Origin of the sequence: uncultured Campylobacter sp., from assembly GCF_937980635.1 — a bacterium.
Classification (GTDB): domain Bacteria; phylum Campylobacterota; class Campylobacteria; order Campylobacterales; family Campylobacteraceae; genus Campylobacter_B.
Map to the genome: position 1 here is coordinate 73,057 of NZ_CALJPG010000022.1, position 20,113 is coordinate 93,169.

The 20,113-nt window shown below is 45.1% G+C and carries 18 protein-coding genes; 4 read left to right on the forward strand and 14 right to left on the reverse strand.

The window, feature by feature from the left end; translation table 11 throughout:
* Positions 1 to 8 precede the first annotated feature (8 nt).
* The 7 genes from gmk to Q0460_RS06050 all read right to left on the reverse strand — a co-directional run bounded on the left by gmk (position 9) and on the right by Q0460_RS06050 (position 6,744).
* Positions 9 to 623: a guanylate kinase gene (gene gmk / locus Q0460_RS06020; protein WP_299085886.1), complete on the reverse strand. Its 615-nt coding sequence runs from the start codon at positions 621 to 623 to the stop codon at positions 9 to 11.
* Positions 623 to 2,701, reverse strand: a complete 2,079-nt coding sequence (locus tag Q0460_RS06025; RefSeq protein WP_299085888.1) for a hypothetical protein — start codon at positions 2,699 to 2,701, stop codon at positions 623 to 625. Before Q0460_RS06025 ends, gmk begins: the two co-directional genes overlap by 1 nt.
* Positions 2,702 to 2,758: 57 nt before the next feature.
* Positions 2,759 to 3,400 (reverse strand): ABC transporter ATP-binding protein, encoded by a 642-nt coding sequence (locus Q0460_RS06030; RefSeq protein WP_299085890.1) that lies wholly within the window; start codon positions 3,398 to 3,400, stop codon positions 2,759 to 2,761.
* Between the two features lie 2 nt (positions 3,401 to 3,402).
* Complete coding sequence (gene tsf / locus Q0460_RS06035; protein ID WP_299085892.1) at positions 3,403 to 4,467, reverse strand: translation elongation factor Ts; 1,065 nt, start codon at positions 4,465 to 4,467, stop codon at positions 3,403 to 3,405.
* Positions 4,467 to 5,264 carry a 30S ribosomal protein S2 gene (gene rpsB / locus Q0460_RS06040; protein WP_297896475.1) on the reverse strand — a complete coding sequence of 266 codons (798 nt, stop codon included), beginning with the start codon at positions 5,262 to 5,264 and terminating at the stop codon, positions 4,467 to 4,469. Before rpsB ends, tsf begins: the two co-directional genes overlap by 1 nt.
* 308 nt (positions 5,265 to 5,572) lie before the next feature.
* The gene (locus Q0460_RS06045) at positions 5,573 to 6,253 is read right to left on the reverse strand and encodes a hypothetical protein (protein WP_295151555.1); all 681 of its coding nucleotides are present in this window, start codon (positions 6,251 to 6,253) and stop codon (positions 5,573 to 5,575) included.
* Positions 6,254 to 6,279: 26 nt separating this feature from the next.
* The gene (locus tag Q0460_RS06050; protein ID WP_299085895.1) at positions 6,280 to 6,744 is read right to left on the reverse strand and encodes a hypothetical protein; all 465 of its coding nucleotides are present in this window, start codon (positions 6,742 to 6,744) and stop codon (positions 6,280 to 6,282) included.
* Positions 6,745 to 6,842: 98 nt separating this feature from the next.
* Here Q0460_RS06050 and Q0460_RS06055 point away from each other — a divergent pair, with 98 nt between their 5' ends.
* Positions 6,843 to 7,103 (forward strand): helix-turn-helix domain-containing protein, encoded by a 261-nt coding sequence (locus Q0460_RS06055; protein WP_299085897.1) that lies wholly within the window; start codon positions 6,843 to 6,845, stop codon positions 7,101 to 7,103.
* 5 nt (positions 7,104 to 7,108) lie between these two features.
* Here Q0460_RS06055 and Q0460_RS06060 read toward each other — a convergent pair whose 3' ends face one another.
* The 6 genes from Q0460_RS06060 to Q0460_RS06085 form a co-directional block, all read right to left on the reverse strand.
* Complete coding sequence (locus tag Q0460_RS06060; protein WP_299085899.1) at positions 7,109 to 7,837, reverse strand: polyphenol oxidase family protein; 729 nt, start codon at positions 7,835 to 7,837, stop codon at positions 7,109 to 7,111.
* 10 nt (positions 7,838 to 7,847) lie between these two features.
* Positions 7,848 to 8,699 (reverse strand): riboflavin synthase, encoded by an 852-nt coding sequence (locus Q0460_RS06065; protein WP_299085901.1) that lies wholly within the window; start codon positions 8,697 to 8,699, stop codon positions 7,848 to 7,850.
* A gap of 101 nt (positions 8,700 to 8,800) precedes the next feature.
* A complete protein-coding gene (locus Q0460_RS06070; RefSeq protein WP_297896608.1) occupies positions 8,801 to 9,121 on the reverse strand; it encodes a c-type cytochrome in 321 nt (106 codons plus the stop codon).
* A gap of 279 nt (positions 9,122 to 9,400) precedes the next feature.
* Positions 9,401 to 10,954 (reverse strand): ATP-binding cassette domain-containing protein, encoded by a 1,554-nt coding sequence (locus Q0460_RS06075; RefSeq protein ID WP_299085902.1) that lies wholly within the window; start codon positions 10,952 to 10,954, stop codon positions 9,401 to 9,403.
* 705 nt (positions 10,955 to 11,659) lie between these two features.
* Positions 11,660 to 12,937, reverse strand: a complete 1,278-nt coding sequence (locus tag Q0460_RS06080; RefSeq protein WP_299085905.1) for an ArsS family sensor histidine kinase — start codon at positions 12,935 to 12,937, stop codon at positions 11,660 to 11,662.
* Positions 12,930 to 13,601: a response regulator transcription factor gene (locus tag Q0460_RS06085; protein WP_366111315.1), complete on the reverse strand. Its 672-nt coding sequence runs from the start codon at positions 13,599 to 13,601 to the stop codon at positions 12,930 to 12,932. Before Q0460_RS06085 ends, Q0460_RS06080 begins: the two co-directional genes overlap by 8 nt.
* Before the next feature lie 149 nt (positions 13,602 to 13,750).
* Between Q0460_RS06085 and Q0460_RS06090 the strand changes: the two genes are divergently transcribed.
* The 3 genes from Q0460_RS06090 to Q0460_RS06100 are packed head-to-tail and all read left to right on the forward strand — an operon-like array spanning position 13,751 to position 17,479.
* On the forward strand, positions 13,751 to 15,175 hold the full coding sequence (locus Q0460_RS06090; RefSeq protein WP_299085907.1) for a metalloid reductase RarA: 1,425 nt from the start codon (positions 13,751 to 13,753) through the stop codon (positions 15,173 to 15,175).
* 22 nt (positions 15,176 to 15,197) lie between these two features.
* Positions 15,198 to 16,955: an FAD-dependent oxidoreductase gene (locus tag Q0460_RS06095; RefSeq protein ID WP_299085909.1), complete on the forward strand. Its 1,758-nt coding sequence runs from the start codon at positions 15,198 to 15,200 to the stop codon at positions 16,953 to 16,955.
* On the forward strand, positions 16,895 to 17,479 hold the full coding sequence (locus Q0460_RS06100; protein WP_299085912.1) for a cytochrome c3 family protein: 585 nt from the start codon (positions 16,895 to 16,897) through the stop codon (positions 17,477 to 17,479). Before Q0460_RS06095 ends, Q0460_RS06100 begins: the two co-directional genes overlap by 61 nt.
* Positions 17,480 to 18,032: 553 nt before the next feature.
* Here Q0460_RS06100 and mnmG read toward each other — a convergent pair.
* Positions 18,033 to 19,925 carry a tRNA uridine-5-carboxymethylaminomethyl(34) synthesis enzyme MnmG gene (mnmG, locus tag Q0460_RS06105; RefSeq protein WP_299085914.1) on the reverse strand — a complete coding sequence of 631 codons (1,893 nt, stop codon included), beginning with the start codon at positions 19,923 to 19,925 and terminating at the stop codon, positions 18,033 to 18,035.
* Positions 19,926 to 20,113: the final 188 nt, after the last annotated feature.

The window sequence follows — 20,113 nt, forward strand, 5'->3', positions numbered from 1 at the left end:
TTTCTCCTTTAAATTTTCCAAATTTCGATTAGTTTGCCTATGTCGCGGCTCGCCGTTTCTAATTTGATAGTTTTATAGATTGATCTTAAATTTTCATACGCCGCTTCCAGGCGGTCGTTTATTATGAAATAATCATACTCGCCTAGGCGCTCCATCTCCTCTTGCGCGTTTTGCAGGCGTAAAGCAATATCGGCAGGATCATTATCGCCGCGAGCGCGTAACCTATCTCTAAGCTCCGACAAGCTCGGCGTAGTAATAAATACGCTAGTAAGCTCGCTTTTAGGCACTTTACTGCGCACGATCTCATATCCTTGCACATCGATGTCAAAAATCACGATCTTACCCCGCTCAAGCTCGCTCGTAGCGGCTTTTAGCGAAGTACCGTAGTATTTGCCGTGGACCAATGCCCACTCTAAAAACTCTCCGCGCTCGATGCCTGCGCGAAACTCGCTCTCGCTTATGAAATGATAATTCACGCCGTCCGCTTCACCCGCACGCATTTCGCGCGTCGTAGAGGAGATCGAGAAGTATATCTGCTCGCCAAATTCTGTGATAAGACGCTTTATAAGCGTGCTTTTGCCGCTGCCGCTGGGACCGGAGACGAGCAAAATTTTGCCTTTCACTATCTATCTCCAAACGATATGTCGATATTGATCTTAAAGTCTTTCAGCGCGTCTTTGGCGTCCTTGCTACCCGCGAATCTCTCGATTGTACTTGCGATGCCCGCTTCCAGATCATCGCGCAGTTTGGTTTTCAGCTCCTCGGCGCTCGGTTTTTTACCGTGCTCGTTACGCAGCGGCTCGCTTTTGGCGCTGGGCTCTAACTCGCTTGCCATAAGGCTGGCAAACTCCGCCGCAGCCGAAGCGGCAAGCTCATTCGGCATAGCTTGTGCGCCAAATTTCATCTCATTTACCTGCTCGGACGCACCGAATTTATGCGCTTTAAATTCTGCGCGCTCCGAAGGCTTTGATATAGGCTTTGAAGCATTAAATTTTATCTGCTGCGCGGCGCTCTTTGCGGGCTTGCCGGATTTAAATTGCTCGCTATCCGCAGAGTTTGCGGCAAACGAGTTTGCAAAATCGCCCTCCATAGCGCGTAAAAATCCGTCCGCAAACCCGCCGGCAACGCTATTGGCTTGCTCGCTTTGCTTCGGTAAATCTGAGGCATCTAATATGTGCGGCAAGTTTAGCTCCGAAAAATTCGGCGCAGGAGTGGAATTTGCAGAAGCTACGAAATTCGCGGAAGCCGCAAAATTGGCGCTAATTGAATCCCCCGCTTCATTATGAGCAGACATAGGCGTATTCTGTGCAAGTCCGCCAGTAAATTCCATACTTTGAAACGGAACGGCGTTATAAAGATTTTCGCGAGGTATATCGCCCGCACCCGCTAACGCAATCGGCGTATCTGAAGCGACCTCGTATTGAGACGAAATTTGCGTTTTTTGAGAATTTACAGCCGCTTTATTTTTATCATGCGCAGATCTTTTATCCTCTTTTTCATCAGAAGCAAACGCAGCCGCAGCAAAATTATCATATCCGCCAAACTCCTCCACGGGCATGCCAGCACTATCGAAAAGCCTGGAAAAATCCATATCAAATCCACTGTTAACAGGCATGCCAGCTGCATCTTGCACTACTTGCGAGGCAGATTTTTTTTCCTCTGTTTTATAGGCAAATGAGCCGTCTGATTCATGCTGTTTAAGCGTAACGTCCGCAGGACCTTTCGTTTCCTCTAGATTAGGCGCAACGTCTGCCTTTTTTTCAACAGCAGTTTCATTAGAGCTGCCAGCTCTTTGCGACTCGTCTTGCTGCGCAAGCGGTAAAGTTTCGCTTGCCCGTGTGGCGGGAATTTCATCTTCTGTCTGTGATTTATCTGTTTTAAAATTCTTAGGATTTTCATCATCTAGCGCTGCTAGAGCTATCGGAGCGTCATCTTTTGCGAGCGAAATTTCGCCCTGGAGTGTGTGATTATTTTCAGCGGGCTCGCTTGTGCTGATACTATTTAGCGGCATATCCTCAGGAATATCGCTAGCAGCTAAGTTTAGAGGCATATCGTCTGCGATATTATCCGCAATCTTTTCTGCGACTGCACTAAGCGGCGTATCATCGGCGATGGTGTCCGCAAGAGCCGCTTCATCTGCAAGCTGCGAGAGCGGAATATCATCTGCGATCTCGTCCGTGCGCGGCATATCGCCTACCAACTGCGAAAGCGGCACATCATCTGCAATCTCGGGCGCTATGTCGCTTGCCAGCTGTGAAAGCGGTATATCCTTGCCAGAGTCATAAAAACTATCCACAAGCTCTTCAAAATTACTGCCCGAAGCGGAATTTGCCTGATCAATCGCATCGATCTCTTTCATCACAGAGCTTGCATCAGCAAATTCTTTCGCCATTTTTTCTTTCGCCTGCACACTCATATTTTGAACCGAAAACTCGCTGATAAACGTGATGAGCTCAAGCGGCGAAAAAGGCTTAGTAAGGGTGTATCGCGCTCCTGGCGCCGAAACATTCTTAGGCGTCAGAAACAGCGTTTTATTAAGATCAAATTTTGAAATATCATCGCCATCTTCATAATTTTTTATCGTCAAATCATATTCACTCTCGTCCGCACTATATGCTACTAGGTCCGCACCGATGCGCTCGCAGCAAATATTTACGACACTTGCAACCTGCTCATTGTGATTGTCAAGTAGAATTTTCATTTATGACCTTTTAGAAAGAATTTGGGCTATTGTAAGATATTTTTGGTTATTAATTGCTTATATTTGCGCTAAATTTCGGTTATTTAGGCGATAAACTTTGCAGCATTTTTGCGCTAAATTCTCATCGTGGGTCACGAGCACGAGCGCGCCACGGCTGAATTTTACGTAATCAAAAATCACGCCCATGACCTCGCCAGCGGTATCCTTATCTAAATTTCCGGTCGGCTCGTCGGCAAAGATTATGCGCGGCTTTTTGCAAAGTATGCGAGCAATACTCACGCGCTGCTGCTGTCCGCCGCTAAGTTCGCCCACGCCTTGCTTTAAAGTATGTTCGATTTTAAGCTTTTTTAAAATTTCATCATCTATCGCATTATTCGTAAGTTTGGCGGCGAGTTCGATATTTTCGCCAGAGGAAAAGCCCTTAAAAAGGTAGTGGGATTGAAATATTATGCCGAAGTCGTTGCGGCGGATTTTAAGTCTCTCATCGGAGCTTAGCTCGTAAATACTGCGCCCGCCGTAGATCACCTCACCCGAGTTCGGTTTTAAAAGCGTGCATAAAATATGAAGCAGGGTCGATTTGCCGCAGCCGCTAACGCCCAAAATAGCGATGCTCTCGCTCTCCCCAACGCTTAAGCTTACATTTTCAAAGAGCGTATAATCATACGCGTGAGTAAGATTTACGCCCTTTAGAAGTTCCATATTTAGCCGATTTGAGCCGCTACTTCGGCAGCGAAGTCTTCGCTCTTTTTCTCTAGACCCTCGCCCACTTCGAAGCGGACGTATTTTACGATCTCGATCTTGCCGCCTAGTTTTTTAGCTTCTTCGTCAATCACCTGCTCGACGGTTTTCTTATCGTCCATGACGTAAAATTGCCCTAGCAGCGTGAGTCGCTGATCGATTTGAGTGTTATCGGCGATGAAGCGATCGATCTGACCCGGCAAAATTTTATCCCAAATTTTTTCAGGTTTATTTTGCTTGCGAAGTTCATCTTTTAAAGCTTCGATCTCTTTGGCTAAAATTTCATCGCTTAGATGCGCGCGCGAGCCAAACTGCGGGATCTTATGAAGCGGCTTACCTAAACGCACAAACTCCTCGTTTTCCTTCTCAAACTCGCCTTTAAGAGCCAAGAATTCTTTTTCGATAAAATCTGGGTCAAGCTCTTTATAGCTGATGACCTGCGGTTTCATCGCGGCTGCGTGCATGCAGAGATTTTTTATAAGCTCCTTCGCACCCTCCGCAGTCCGCTCGCTGTCGCAAGCTGCTGCGATGATGACGCCTACACGGCCGTTTGAGTGCAGGTAGCCGTTTACCACGCCGTTTGCGCCCGCTTTAATCGTCTCAAATCTTCTAACGACCAAATTTTCGCCGATCGTAGCGATCTGACTCTTTAGGTGCTCGTCAAATTTAACGCCGTTAATGACGCTGGAATTTAGCTCATTAATGCTGCTAATGCCCTTGCTTTGGATATGTAGAGTAGTATTTTTAACTAAATTTATAAAATTTTGATTTTTAGCTACGAAGTCGGTTTCGGAATTTATCTCGCTTATGGTGGCGATCTTGTGATCCGCTCCCACTTCGACACTCACTAGACCCTCGCTAGCTAGACGGTCGGCTTTTTTAGCAGCCTTTCCAAGGCCCTTTTCGCGAAGCAGATCGACGGCCTTATCCATATCGCCATCTGTTTCAACCAAAGCCTTTTTGCAATCCATCATCCCCGCTCCGGTGCTTTCGCGGAGCTCTTTTACCATTTGCGCGCTGATTTCCATTACTCTTCGTCCTCGCTTACGTCAAAATCCTCTTCGCTCATCGCCTCGGCTACGACTTCCTCTTTCTCTTCGTCGCTGACGGCTTCGCTCTGCTCGCCGTCCTCGCTCGCATCTTGATCGCGAAGCGCCTTGCCCTCGTTGATCGCCTCAGCCATCTCTTGGCAGAAAAGCTGAACCGAGCGGATCGCATCGTCGTTGCCGGGTATTGGGAAATCGACTACATCCGGATCGCAGTTCGTATCCAAAGGCGCGATAACCGGCATTTTTAGGCGGTTAGCTTCCGCTACGGCGATCTTTTCTTTTACAACGTCGATGACGAAGATCATATCGGGAAGGCCCTTCATATTGCGAATGCCGCCTAGATAAAGCTCGAGCTTCTCTTTTTTGCGGCGAAGCATTAGCGCCTCTTTTTTAGTTAGTAAATTTATCGAGCCGTCCTCTTCCATAGTCTCGATTACTTCGAGCTTGCGGATCGATTGCTTGATAGTGGAAAAATTCGTCAGCATGCCGCCTAGCCATCTGTGGCTCACATAAGGCATGCCGCATTTTTCGGCGTACTCTTTTAGCGTCGCGCCGGCTTGTTTTTTGGTGCCTACGAAAAGTATCGTCTTGCCCTCGGCAGCCGCGTCGCGCACGATATTATAAGTGTAGCGAAAGTAGCGGATAGTTTTTTGTAGATCTATGATATAGATACCTTTTCTCTCGCCGAAAATGAATTTTTTCATCTTCGGATTCCATCTGCGTGTTTGGTGTCCGAAATGAACGCCGCACTCTAGCAAATCTCTCATTGTTACCATGAGTTTTCTCCTTGTGGGTTGCCCCGAAATTTAGGTTTCTCCTCCACACCCGTTAACATTTGTTTTTGACAAACGCAACCAAATTTTAGGATTGGTGTGTGTGAATTGAAGCTGGGATTATATTTAAATCTTTATTAAAATAAGCTTGATTATATAAAGATGAGAGATCGAGAGTAATATAATGATGTAAAGTTTATTATTTCATCAAGGCATCCTTATATTGAAATTTCGTAATTTTTTGATAGTATACAAAAAAGGTCTAACAATTTTAAAAATCAATAAAAAATTCTATCGTTTATTTTTAGCGCTTAATACATCAACCTTGGCAAGAAATTTTCAAATTCATTCACTATAAATTCACGAGTTTTTGTTTTATCTGCACCATTAATAATATTGATACTATAGACTGTAGCGAATATGCTAAGTTGATTTACGCAAGTTAAAATTGTTGAAATTTGTCGTCCGTATGTCATATAAAGCAAAGCTGATACAAATCCATCATTCTCAGAATAGTTTCTAATTACGCATACCTTAACTTCGTTGTCAATTTCACCATTTAGAATTCCGCAAATTTTAAATGCGATATCGATGAAATAGTATATATAGGCTATATCCGTATCGTTATAGTCATATTTCAATCTTACTTGCCATTGCGATTCGAAAAAAGCGCAGACATCGGAAAAATTATGAAATTGTTTTTTAGACCCACGCAAAAGCACATCAATAACAAAATTTGAAATTCCAACTTTGCCAAGTTTAAAACCATAGAATTCATCTAAAAATTCTATAAAAATATTTTTGGCTTTACCTTTGTTTTTTAAAAATCTTTCAAAGTCCATATATGTATTAGACATTTTCATTGTAACATCTGTATTCTCTTTATCTATGTCTATGCTGCTACTAGTATCATTTCTATTATTGGTTTTTATATCATCACTAGTTGCCCAGCCTATTGCAGTTAAAATTATAAAAAATATGATAACTTCCATAAAATACTCCTAATAAAAAATGACTATTAGAAATTTGGAAAATCAGATATAATACGATCATAATCGCCAATTCTATATATTTTCATTATGGCTGCGATTATGGCGTATGAAAAAAACTGCACCGTCAAAGGGGTATCTGCCAACGTCAGCATACATTCCCCATCGGTTGATGTTCTTATACACATTGTAGTAATAAAATTTTGTCGTAAATTCATCTGCATATCAAGCAATATATCACCCGCAACAGTATCATATGTCATAAGCGGTACTTGATATTTATCCTTTGAAATTCCGCTATCCTCGCAAAATCTTAACGATATACGATCATCACTATGATACATAGGACATAATTGCTCATAAATAAATTCTTCAGCATCTGATTTGATATTAAATTCATGCATGATCTTTTCGAAAGCAATTTGAACATATGATGGGATTAGTAGTATCTTTTTGGTTTCTAATATCTCTTTTAAAATTTTTATATTTTCCATAATTTGCATCCAAATTTTAAAATTTCTAACTATAGTTAGTTGATAGCGGATTATAATCCAAATATACTTATGGTTAGTTTAATTATAGGTAGGCGTATTTGAAGGATTGCACGATAACCGATGAGAAGATGGACGCTATTTACAAGGCTATCGGCGATAATGTCAAGCGCATCAGAACGGTAAAAGGCGTTTCGCAGCTTTCGCTCGCCCTTGCCATCGGACACAAAGCCGTAGGAACGATCTCAATGGCTGAACTTCATATCAATAAAAAACATTTCAATATTGAGCATTTGATAAAAATAGCAGATGTTTTGGAGGTAAATATTTCGGAATTTTTTGTTTTTGATCCACAACTCTAAATTGATTAAATTTTATTCATCACAAAGCCGCAGAAGCGCCCGGTAGCGCCGTCTTTTCGGTATGAAAAATGCCGCTCGCTCTCGAAGGTACAGCGCGGATCAAATTTAACGTTTCGCACCCCCGCAGCTGCGAGCTCGTCGCGCAGCGCGGCGTTCATATCGAAATGCCCCTGCGTTTTGTAGCGCTCAAACTCGCCCAGATCAAGCCCGCCGAGTTCGTAGTTTCGCGCCTTGATATTCGCGCCCACGAATACTTTCAGCTCCGCAGCGACGCAGCCGAAGCGCTCGTTCATCAAATTTATCGCATTGGTGCAGATCCGCTGGATTACGCCTGCGCGCCCCGCATGCACCGCAGCGACCACTCCGCGCCGCTCGTCCGCGATCAGCACGGGCGAGCAGTCCGCTACCAGCACGCACAGCGCCACGCCGCGCAGATCGGTCACGAGCCCGTCGCAGGGCGGGATTTCAACGCCACCTGCGCGTAAAATTTCAACTTTGTTTGAGTGGATCTGACGCATAAATTTTAAATTTCGCGGCGCGATACCGAGTGCGGCAGCTAAAATTTCGCGGTTTTGCGCGACGTTTTGCGGATCGTCGCCTACGTGATCTCCTAAATTTAAGCTCGCGTATGCTCCGCCGCTTACGCCGCCAAGCCGCGTGCTAAAGCCCGCCAACACGCCGCATCCGTCCAATACAAACTCAAGATTTTCTCTGCAAATTTCGATTTTGCCCATCATGCGCCGCTTAATACAGGCTCAAAATTTTATCTACTGCGTCCCACGAAAGCCCCTCTTTTTCGCCCTCGGCGCTCTCATCGCGCACCGTGTCCATACCGCAGACGGGCTGTCCGCCGGCAAAGCCTAGCTGCGCCGCGACGTATCGCGCGAGCAGATCAGTTTCGATATTTACGCGGCGCCCAATTTTGTAGCTCCCAAAGAGCGTATCTTTAAGCGTGAGCGGGATGATCGTAAGGCGAATGGCGCAGCTTTGCGCTTTACTCTTTAAATTTGCGCCCAAGGAGTTCGGATCGCGAACGGAATTCGAGCCGCTATAATTTAGCCCGCGCAAGCTTGCGCCGTTAAAATTTGCGCCGCGCGGCTCTTTATGAGTAAAATTTTCGCCGTCAAGACATTGGTCTTTAAAATTTCGCCCGTGCGAGCCGCCGATTTCAAGCACTTCGTTTATCGTTAAACTCACGCCGTCGATCGCCACCGAGCCCTTCGGCGCTAGTAGCGGCGCTATGTGCAGCGGTGCGCGGATAAAAAAATCGACTCCGCTTGCGAGCTTTGAAATTTTATAAATTTCGCCCACGGCATCGACGTGCCCTTGGATCAAATGCCCGTCTATGCGCTCGCCTAGCCGCATCGCTGGCTCGATATGCACCGGGCCGCGCAAGTTTTGTGCGGCGATGACGCGCGCCGTTTCACTCGAAAGCTGCACCGTAAATCCGTCTGCAAAAAGCCGCGTCACGCTCAGGCACGCGCCGTTTACCGCGACGCTATCTCCGAGCGCGGGGCGGTATTTCGCGCGCAGTCGCAGCAAATCGCCGCTAAAGCTCGCAACCTGCGCGATCTCTCTGATCAGTCCGTTAAACATTATGAGCCTTTGGAATTTTTACGTGATATTAGCGTAGAATTTTGAAATTTTAAATTAAGCGAAGTTCGGCGAGCGCGAAGCCCGCCGAATGAAGTTTGAAATTATTTTTTAGAAACGATGAAATCGGCTAGCGCTTCGATCGATTCATCGTTAAGCGAAGCTGCTTGACCTTTCATAACGCCCATCATGCCAAATTTTCCCTTGCCCTCGCCTAGAGTGCCGTCTTTGTAGCCTTTTAGGCTAGCGATGATATCTTCCTTGCTTAGGGTGTTTAGCGCAGGTACTTTGCCGCCAAGATAAGGCTTCTCGGCGTTAGCTCCATGACAGGCCACGCATTTTTTATATAAAGTAGCGCCGTCAGCGGCGAATACACTCGAACTAAACGCCGCAACCGCAGCACATGCAATAAGAACTTTTTTCATTCCTATCCTTTCTTTTTAAATTGTGTGTGCAGTATAATCAAAATTTAGTAAATTTCGGTTAAATTTTTGCAATTTGCGCCAAAGAGGCAAAATTCTATCTACTGCAAACTTTAGCATAGGGGCTTGAAGCGGAATTTGCGCTGTAAAATTTTAAGCGAATTTCGCCTTACCACTTAAATTTCAATCGTAAAATTTCGCGGCGAAATTCTACGGCGGAATTTCATCTAGATGTCAAATTCCATCGCGAAATTTTGCGCAGAATTTTAAAATTTCGCCGCTTTACTTTATGCGCGAAATTTCGCCTCTTTGCATCTTATAAATTTTATCTGCGGCGCCGAAGTATTTATCATCGTGCGAGATCGCAAAGATCGTGTATCCGCGCGATTTCAGCTCCGGCAAAATCCGCTCGTAAAACTCCGCGCGAAACTGCGGATCGAGATCGGCCGCAAACTCATCGAGCATCAAAAATTTTCGCCCGTCCATCAGCACGCTTACGAGCGCCAAACGCTTGCACTGCCCGCTAGATAGGCTCGTGGTGCTAAATTTAGCCCCCTTTAGCTCAACCTTATCCTGCAGGTGCGTAAGCGCCAACCACTCGCGCGCGATCTCCGCATCACCCGTAGCGTAGTCGAAGAGATAAAAATCGCTGAAAACAGCGCTTATGTTATTGCTGTAGGCGCGCAGATCAGAGGGTTTGAGGGCCGCGCCGTCGGCTAAAATTTCGCCCGCTTGCGGCGTATAAAGACCCGCTAAAATCATAAAAAGCGTCGATTTTCCGCTGCCGTTTTCGCCGATTAAAAACACCGTCTCGCCCGCATTTAGCTGCAAGCTTACCCCTTTGATGCCGAATTTCCCGTCTGGATACGAAAAGCCCACGTCTTTAAGCTCCAAGCTGCGCCACGGCTGCATTTGAGCAAGATCAAAGCCCTGCACGAATGGATCTAAGCCCAGCTCATTGATCTTTGCGTAGGCGATCTTGGCGCGCAGCACGCTAGGAAGCGAGAATATGAGCATCATCAAAGGCGCACGCAAAAAAAGCACCGTAAGCGCGATCGTTACGGCGTTTGCAAGCTCTGCTTTGCCGCCGCTAAGCCCGAAATAAAGCACAAAGCCTACGGCGCCTAGCATCATTACGTTCATAAAATTACTCGCAAACGCGCCGTAGACCTCGGCTCGCAGCGAGCTTTGGCGTAAATTTTGCGCATTGGGCAAAAAGTCGTTTTCGTATAGGCTTTTTGCTTTGGCTAGGCTTAGCGACAGCTCCTTGTGCCCCTCGATCGCCGCGGCGTAGTTTTTATACAAAACGTCCTCGTTTTGGCGGTACAGATCGTAATTTTGCATGACCTTTTTCATCAAAAAGCGATTAAAAATCATCAGCGCGCCGATCCAGACGAATAAAAACGCAAACATCATAGGCGCGATGTACAGCACGTAGATGCTGCAAAATAGCACTATCATCGCGCCTTGAATGAGCTCGGAGATGCGCATAAAGCCCTCGGTCAGGCGCGAAATATCGCTAGAAAGGGACGCAAGCAGGTTTGCCTTCGACGCAGCCTCGATGCGCTCGAACTTCGTATCGATGATCTGCTTGATGATCTTGGTGCGCAGATCGAATACGAAGTCGTTTTCCATCTTGCAAAGCATGATACGGCTTAGCACCGAAAGCAGCAGAAATAGCGCCAAGAGCGCGAAAAATAGCGCGATGATCCTGCCGCCTCTTTCGGCGCCGTCAAGTAGATATTTATTAATAAAGCTTAAAATCAAGATCCCAGAGCCGCTGTAGATCGCGTTTAGCGCGAGCATCGCGAGGATTTGTTTGGTATATTTTTTCATCTTTCGCCCCAATGAAATTTGAGCGCAATTGTGGCAAAATTCGCTTGAAAAAACGGTTAAATTTTAAATCCGTTCTCATTTCGTCGGCTAAATTTCGCCTTAATTTACGCAAAATTTTATCGCGAATCACATCGTTTACGGGGCATGCTGCTATTTATATGTATCACATAGCGATAATTTCATCCGCATTCTTATTTTAATTCGCTTCGTTTATATGCAACACTTGCCAATCTCCACTACGTCGATATACCGCCAGATACCCATACATTATACCTCGACGACAGAACGCGCTGTCGTTAAATTTTACCCACGCCAAAATTAAAATTTTAAAATTACTCATCGCCACAGTCTTAACAAGCCGTATAAAATTTAAAGCCGCGCATCAACCAAAACGATCACGTTTAAATTTAGACGCCCCCATACCGTACTCTACTAAAATTTTATCTTTTCTACACGACGAAAGAGCCGTTAAATTTTAGCGTGCGTGTGTGAATTCTTCTTCAGCTACCTTATTGTGGCTTCTGCGGAGTGACTAAATATCTAAAAAATCTCGGAATTATCGTAAACCAAAAAAATATGGCGGATATCACAGAGGCGCCATTGTACTATTAATAACAGATTTGTTAGGCTTTATAAATGAATTAATCAGCACAAATAACGAGCTTAAAATAATTTATAAGTATTAATAAACAAGTTATTTTTAGATCAAGTGTTTATGAAACATATTAGAAAAATATTTTTACCGTCTTCGTACTTGTATTTTAAGGTGTGGCCGTGTTTTATAAAAATTTGGTTTGCGATATAAAGCCCAAGGCCAAGTCCAGAATTTGAGGTCTCGAATTTCCTGTTAAAAGCTCTTTCAAAATCAAGTCTTTCCGGTTCAAGCTCATCTCCTGCGCTACTTATGCAGACGGCGTTTTTATCTATATTTACAAGGACTTTGCCGCTAGAGTATTTTAAGGCGTTATCGATTAAATTTTTAATTCCGGTTGCATAAAGCTCAAAATCAACCTCAACCGCACTTATTTCCGCATCCGCTCGCACTTCTATGCGGCTCGTGTCTTTTAGTAAAAGCATATCTACCGAGTGATCGACGATGTCTATAACTCGGTGCTTGTTTTTCTTAAGCTCCCACTCATTGGATACTAGTTTTTCTACCTTGACGACTTCGCCCAGTATCATCTCAAGCCGTATAAAAATTTGTTTTAACCTATCTTTGACCTTATCGTCTTGTAAAATTTCGGCTATCATGTCCGCCATGATTCGCCCTTTCATTATCGGGTTGCGAAATTCGTGCAAGATGTTACGTAAAAATAGCGCTCTAGCCTCTTTTATCGCATCTATTTTTTGCATCGTCGTATTAAATTCGCTAGCGATTTGGCCTATTTCATCATTTGCTTCTACTTTTATCAGTCTAAATTTGTCTTCTTCTCCCGCCCTTCTTATCATATTTTTTAAATTTCTGAGTCTCAGCAATTTTTTTAAGACGACTATGAAAAATGCAGCCATTACGATATTTACTATAAGCCAAAGTATCCAAATGTTATGCAAAGAAATTTCTTCTAAATTTTCTAAAGGCACATCGTTTTTCGCAATGTCATCTTTGCTTGATAGATCAAGCCCTGCCGCATCCATAATGCGCGAAAACATTTTAGGATCAATAGAAGAAAATCTAGGTACAAAGTAGAGCTTTTTGTTGTATCTTATCATATCGGCATACGAATCGCTAAAAATTTTCTCACCATTTTGCCTGATCTCATTTGGATCGAGATCACTATTTTTAAGTCCGATTTGCGCTAGCTGCTTGGTTATATTGCCATCTTCTTGCCCGCGTATACGCATACCTAACATAAAGCGCTGAAAAGTAAAATACTCCGCATCCTTTATTTGCCTCTTGGATTCGATGAAAAACGCCGAATTTACTATAACTAGAGCGACAAAAAAGAAAAATGATATTAATTTGATTATGGATATATTACGCATTGATAAATTTATACCCTATACCGCGCACGGGGTGAATGAATCGCGGATTTTTAGGATCGTCTCCTATTTTTTGACGCAAGCGCCCTATGGCAACATCGATGCTTTTTAGTCCGCTTTGAAATTTCGCCTGACCCAAATTTATCAAAATATCTTCCCTTGGCACGACCAACCCCTCTTTTTCATAAAGGTAGATAAAGATGTCAAATTCCGCTTTCGTTAGCGCTATCTCCTCTTTGTTTTTTATGACGATACGCCTTTGTTTATCGACGCAAAAGGTTTTGGAGTCGTTGCTGGTTTGTATCCCTCGACGGAGTATCGCTCTTAGCCTAAATGCAAGCTCTATGGGTTCGTACGGCTTTGCCATATAGTCATCCGCCCCAAGCTCAAAGCCCTTTATCTTATCTAGCGTTTCGCTGCGGGCCGACGATATGATGATAGGTAACGATGGATAGCTGTGTCTTACGTGCTTGCACACTTCAAGGCCGTCCATGTCGGGCAAGCCAAGATCAAGCACCAATGCGTCAAAAGCATTTTTTGCGTCTAGAATTTTAAGTCCTTCAACCGGATTTGTGACTATGGTTACGCCAATCTCGCTTTTTGCCAATGCAAATTTTAAAAGCTCGGCCAGTTCAAGATCGTCTTCTATAAGCAAAATTTCTATCATAGTAGCTATTATATCAAATTTAAAATTTAAAACTAAAAAATATTTTTTAGTTAATGTTACCAAAATCTTACCGTTTTTGATAGGCCTACATGTTATAATTTCGCTCATAAATCCAAAGATGATGGTGTAAAAATTTAAAGGAGGTTATAGTGAAAACATGTTTTTTGACGATCGGCAAGAGTAAATTTGCTCTTAGTTTGGCTGCGTTTATGGCTATGGCGTCCAGCGCTAGCGCTAGCGATAGCTTGGCGGAGGCTTTACAAACAAGCACTATGGGTGCGACAGTATTTTCATACTACGATATGGACTCGACAGAGTACTTCCCGCCAGCTAGCAGAACAAATAAAATTCGTGAGCACATCGGCGGCCTAGGTGCTGAGCTTAGGTTTTTAACTGGCTCTTACTATGGCTTTAAGCTTGGTCTTACGGCTCAGGGCTTAGTAAATTTCGGTCCGTCAAAGGCTGCAAAAGAGTATTTTGCCTATGACTGGAATAGCGAAGGTGTAGCACTTTCAGAGGCCTACTTAGGATATGAAAATGACTATATCGACTTTAAACTAGGTCGCCAGTACTACAACTCAAAATACACAGGCCTAGTGCCGCCACTTGTGGCAACAAACACGGACGTGGGCTACAAAGAGGCATTTGAGGGCGTGAGCGCTAGGATAAAGCTTGATAGTATAAATACCGTTATCGGCCTAGCTGACTTTTGGAAATTTGCCGGTAGATCAAGCGCGGTAACGGGCGGCGATCATGGTGCGCCAAGATTTAAAGACAGAGTTGTTATCGGCGGCTTTGGGCCTTACGGCTATAAATTTGACAATATCTTTAACTCATTTGTGACATATAGCGGCCTTCCCGGCGTCTCGCTCACGGCCGGTTATGCAAACGTATCTGGTCTTGAATACGATGACGCGGCCAATTCAAAAGGCGATATAAATTTCTACTTCGCAGCTACTGGCTACAAAACGCCTACGCTTTTTGAAAACGCGGTAGTTGGAATAGACTTTATGTATAAAGGCTCAAGAACAAACGGTACTTTAAAAGAGAATTTCGACTTTAACGGCAACTACTACGCAGGCATGATAGGGCTTTATAACGCTTACGGCTTTGATCTTAGATATGCATATTCAACCGTTAGCAAAAACCAAATGTCGCTTCAAGGTATAGGTAACGACGTTGGCTCATTTACGGCTACTCCGATCTACGGTCCGTTTTTATTTATGAATTTTGCTGGTATGAATTTACATAAATTTAGCGCAGGCTACGACTTTAGCAACGTAGGCGCCGAGGGTCTTAGAGTGGACGCTGACTACTGGTATGGCAAGCAGCATAACGGCAGCAACGTTCGCTCAGGCGGCCTTCATGGTCAAGCGCCAGGAACTAGGATAGATGTAGAGGGCTGGGACGTGCAAGTTAGCTATAAAGTTCCTGCAGTAAAAGGCTTAAAGCTATCTGCTATCTACGAAACTATGGATAGAAAGCTAAAATATACAAACGGTGGCTCTGACGGCAAAACGACGGATGAAGAGCTTTGGCTAAGAGCCTCTTATGACTTTGACATATTAAAATAAAACTTGAAACAAGGAGTATAAAATGGTAGAAAAAAATGAACTATCACGCCGCTCGTTTTTAAAACGTAGCGGAGCGCTCACGCTTGGCTCGGTTGTGGCTGGATCTGCGCTACTAACAGGCTGTGATAACCCGAACAATCACCTCATCCATCCAAAAAAGGAAGTTGCAAAAGCCCCTGAAGTGCCAAAATGGCTGGGCGCTGAGCCGCAAATTTCAGACAAAGATATCAAAGAGACGCTTGAAACCGATGTACTTATCATAGGTGCCGGCGTTTCGGGACTCCACGCTGCGCGCGCTGCAACTGAAAAAGGTGCAAGGGTTATCGTCCTAGAAAAAGCCGGTCGCTTTCAAGTTAGAAGCGGTCAGTACGGCACTCTAGGCAATAAATTTCAAAGAGAGCTTGGTATCAAATATGACAAGAATGCAGCTATAAATGAGCATTTAAAACAGATGGGATACCGCGCCGATCAGCGCGTATGGAACTACTGGGCAGATCACAGCGGCGAGGACTTTGACTGGATGATAGAGCTTGCTCCTGCGGTGCATTTTATGAAAGAGACCGATACGCAGCTTGATAGAAGTAAGATAAATTTGATGCTCATGCACTATCCGCTCCCGGCAGGATACGATCCAAGCAAAGAAAATAGCCCAAGCTATCCAACCGTTATGACATTTTTGCCTAGCCAAGAGCCGATGATGGAGCTAGTTTATGAAAAATCTATAAAGCAAGGCGCAAAATATATCTTCAAAACTCGTGCGAAAAAGCTACTTCGCGACAAAACAACTGGCAAAATGCAAGGAGCAATCGCACAAAATATGGCTGATGGCTCATATATCAAGATAAATGCTAAGTCGGTGATACTTGCTACGGGCGATTATATGAACGACCCTGAGATGGTAAAGACATTTGTGCCGTGGGTGGCAAATTTCTTCTGTCCGTTTCCAAACAGAGACTACAAAAACAATCCGACAAACACGGGAGACGGGCATAAGCTTGGCTCATGGATAGGCGCAAAGCTAGAAGACGGACCGCACGCACCAGTCGCTCACACGCTTGGCGGACCGCTTGGCGTTGATGCGTTTTTACTAACAAATGCAAAGGGAGAGCGCTTTACAAATGAAGATCTAAGCGGTCAGCAAGTCACTCAGCCGCTCTCTCGCCAACCAGGAGGCTTTGGCTGGCAGGTATTTGACTCTAAATTTCCAGAGCAAGTCGGCCTCATGGGCGTATCACACGGCAGTGTAAACCACTGTGTAGAAGATAATCCAAAGCTTCCACCTGACTGCCAGTGGGCGATAGGCAAAACATCGTATATATCGGTAAAAGATATTGAAGAGATGCCTGATGTATTTAAAGCAAACAGCATAGAAGAACTTGCCGGTATGCTATACCCTAATAATCAAAAGGCACAAACGCAGTTTTTAGCAACTATAAAACGCTACAACGAGCTATGCGACAAAGGTTACGATGATGACTTTGGTAAGACCGCAAAGAGGATGTTTCCAGTACGTCACGCGCCGTTTTACGCCGGCAAAATGGGCGTGGGCGCTAGCCTGGTCGTAATGGGTGGCTTTACCGTTGAGCCAAGTACCGCAAACGTGCTAGATACCGACTATAACGAAATTTCTGGACTTTATGCCTGCGGTAACGTCATGGGCGGACGCTTTTTGGGTGACTATCCGGTAGTTTTAGCCGGCACTAGCCACGGAACATGCCTATGCTACGGACGCTTAGCAGGCTATCAGGCTGCGGCAAACGCAAAAGGAGTACAAGCATGAGCAATAGAAAAAAATATACGATAATAGGGCTAATAATAGCTGCCGTCATAGGTTTTATAGCGTTTCACCAGGTACAAGCAGCTAGCCACAAGGCTGAATTTTGTATCTTGTGTCACAACATGCAGCCAGAGTACGACTCCTATACAAAAGGAAATTTGTTAGCTAAAAAGCATAACGACGCAAATGTAACATGCCACGACTGCCACGTCCCAACCATAGCAGAGCAACTAAACGAGGTCAGGATGTATGCGATGGGCGATTTTGAGATGCCAACAAAACAAAGAGGATTTACAAACGAGCAGTGCACCAGCTGTCATAAGATAGACGATATCAGGAAAAAGACTGCGCACTATGGTTTGTCTAACCCGCATAATGGTGTCCATAATAGAGACAATGAAATGCTTCAGTGCCAATCATGTCACGCAGTGCATCATCCGCAAAAGCTAAATACTTGCATGTCTTGCCACCCGATAGACTGGAAAGTAGATAGTAGCTGGAAGATGTATCCGCCTAGCGAAAAATAATCTTTAATCCGCCTCGCTCGGGGCGGATTTATCTCCTCTGTAAATATAAATAGCTCAAGATAAGTTAAGCGGATTTTCTCTTATCAATTTTAGCAAAAAGCAATGGATCTCTCTTTTATATCTGTAGTTTAGTAGCTCAAATTTAAAACAATTTAGATATTTAATGCCGTCTATATATCGTTCGACTATTTCTTCAAAAATAGTAGGTATTTCTTCTTCTCGTATAACGTCTTTTAATATGAATATGTTGTTTATTCCTGAGGTGTCAATACTAAAACCTAATTCTTGAATGTTGTTGTCGGCCGCGTCCTTTAATTTATGCTGTTCGAGAAATAATTTTGAACCAGGAAGTGAATAAAAAAGAATTTCGGCGACATACCGTATGTAAAAAAAGTATTTTTTGAGCAATTCTTGACAATGAATCTAAATTTACTATTGGCGTAATTATCAAAACATAGTTTTAGTTCAAACTGAAACATATGTTAAAATATCGTCCAGATTTTTCACTATAAATTTTAAAATTACTTTATTAAGCCTTTTATACTTTAGCATTCTATTCTCGCTTTATCCCAAGCTTATCGCCAAAATTTTGTTTGATGTAGATATGCAAAATATCGATCGCGGCGGGCGTTACGCCGCTGATCTCGCTCGCGGCAAAAAGCGTCGGCGGCGCGAAGTGGTTTAGCTTCTGCACGATCTCGTTGCTAAGCCCTCCGATCTTGCTAAAATCGATCTGCGGCGGGATCGCGACGCCAAGCAGCCCCTTCATCCTCTCAACTTCGGCGCGCTGCATCGCGATGTAGAAGTGATACTTGCACTGCGTTAAAATTTCATCCAAAACCTCATCGCCAAAGCCCTCAAAATGCGGCGCCAGAGCGAGCAGACCCGCCTTTGAAAAGCCGCTTTTGGCTACGATTTTTTGCAAGCTACAGCTTTGCGAAATTGGCTCTACGCTGATACTTTGCAGCAGGCTAAGCGTCTGTTTCGAAGGAGTAATCTGCGTTTTTAGCAAAAATTCCATTCCGCTTTCCACATCGAGCTTAAGCTTACGCGCCCTCTCGTAGCTCGCCTCGTCTAAAAGCCCGATCTCGCGGCCGTATTCGCTTAGGCGCAGCACGGCGTTGCCCTCGCGCAGCAGCAGGCGAAATTCCGCGCGCGAAGTAAACATTCGGTAGGGCTCGTTCGTGCCCTTGGTAACCAGATCGTCGATCAAAACCCCTACATACGCCTCATCTCTGCGCAAAATCAAAGGCTGCCGCCCGCGCAAATCAAGCACGGCGTTGATGCCCGCCATCAGCCCCTGCGCTGCGGCCTCCTCGTAGCCGGTGGTGCCGTTGATCTGGCCTGCCAAAAACAGCCCGCGGATCTTTTTGGTTTCGAGGTTATGTTTAAGCTCGGTAGGATCGATAAAATCGTACTCGATTGCATAGCCCGGGCGGACGATTTTAGCATTTTCAAAGCCTCTGATCGTGCGCAAAAATGCAATCTGCACGTCGTAAGGAAGGCTCGTAGAGAGGCCGTTTACGTAATACTCCGTAGCCTCGCGCGTCTGTGGCTCGACGAAGACGTGATGGCGGTCTCGATTTGGGAATTCGTAAATTTTAGTCTCGATGCTCGGGCAGTAGCGCGGGCCCGTGCTTGAAATTTGTCCCGTAAACATCGGCGCGCGGGCGAAATTTTCGCGGATGATCTCGTGCGTGCGCTCGTTCGTATAAGCGATAAAGCAAGCAAGCTGCTTCGGCGCAAAATCTTTGCTGCGAAAGCTGAAAGGGTGCGGATCCGCGTCGCCGTCTTGGCGCTCAAGCACGCTAAAATCGATCGTCTTAGCATCGATCCTTGGGCAGGTGCCGGTCTTTAGCCGCCCCATTTGCAGCCCCAGACTTCGCAGCGATTCGGCTAGCTCCACGCTCGCTAGCTCGCCCACGCGCCCCGCTTGCAGCTTGTTCTCGCCCACATGAATTAGCCCGTTTAAAAAGGTGCCGGCGGTGATTATCAGACGCTCGGTCTCATAAACGTTGCCAAGATGGGTCTTAACGCCGCAAATGCGCAGAGCGCCGCCTCGCTCGCAGGTTAAAATTTCGCTCGCGATCTCCTGGCTCACGTCCAGCCCCTGCGTGTTTAGCAGCAAATTTCGCATATAGATGCGGTATTCGTCCATATCGATCTGAGCACGCGAGCCGCGCACGGCTGGACCCTTGCTCTCGTTTAAAATTCTAAACTGCAGCCCGCACGCATCCGCCGCAAGCCCCATCTGACCGCCCAGTGCGTCGATCTCCTTTACCAGATGCCCCTTAGCAAGGCCACCGATTGCGGGGTTACAGCTCGCAGCGCCGATCTGCTCGGCCAAGATCGTAATTAGCAGCGTCTTTGCGCCCATTTTTGCGGCGGCCAAGCTTGCCTCGATGCCCGCGTGTCCGCCGCCCACAACGATAACGTCGTATTTCATTTTTTGCCTTTAAATTTAAAGCCGCAATTTTAGCCAAAATAAAATTTCAAAACGATAAATCGCACGCAGATACCGCAGACAAGCCGTCCGCAAAAGCTGCGGACACAAAATCGGCGAGCAAGGGCGTGAAATTCCGCGTAAATTTTTAGCGCAAAATTCCCGCGCCAAAATTTTGCGCGCGAGCTTTG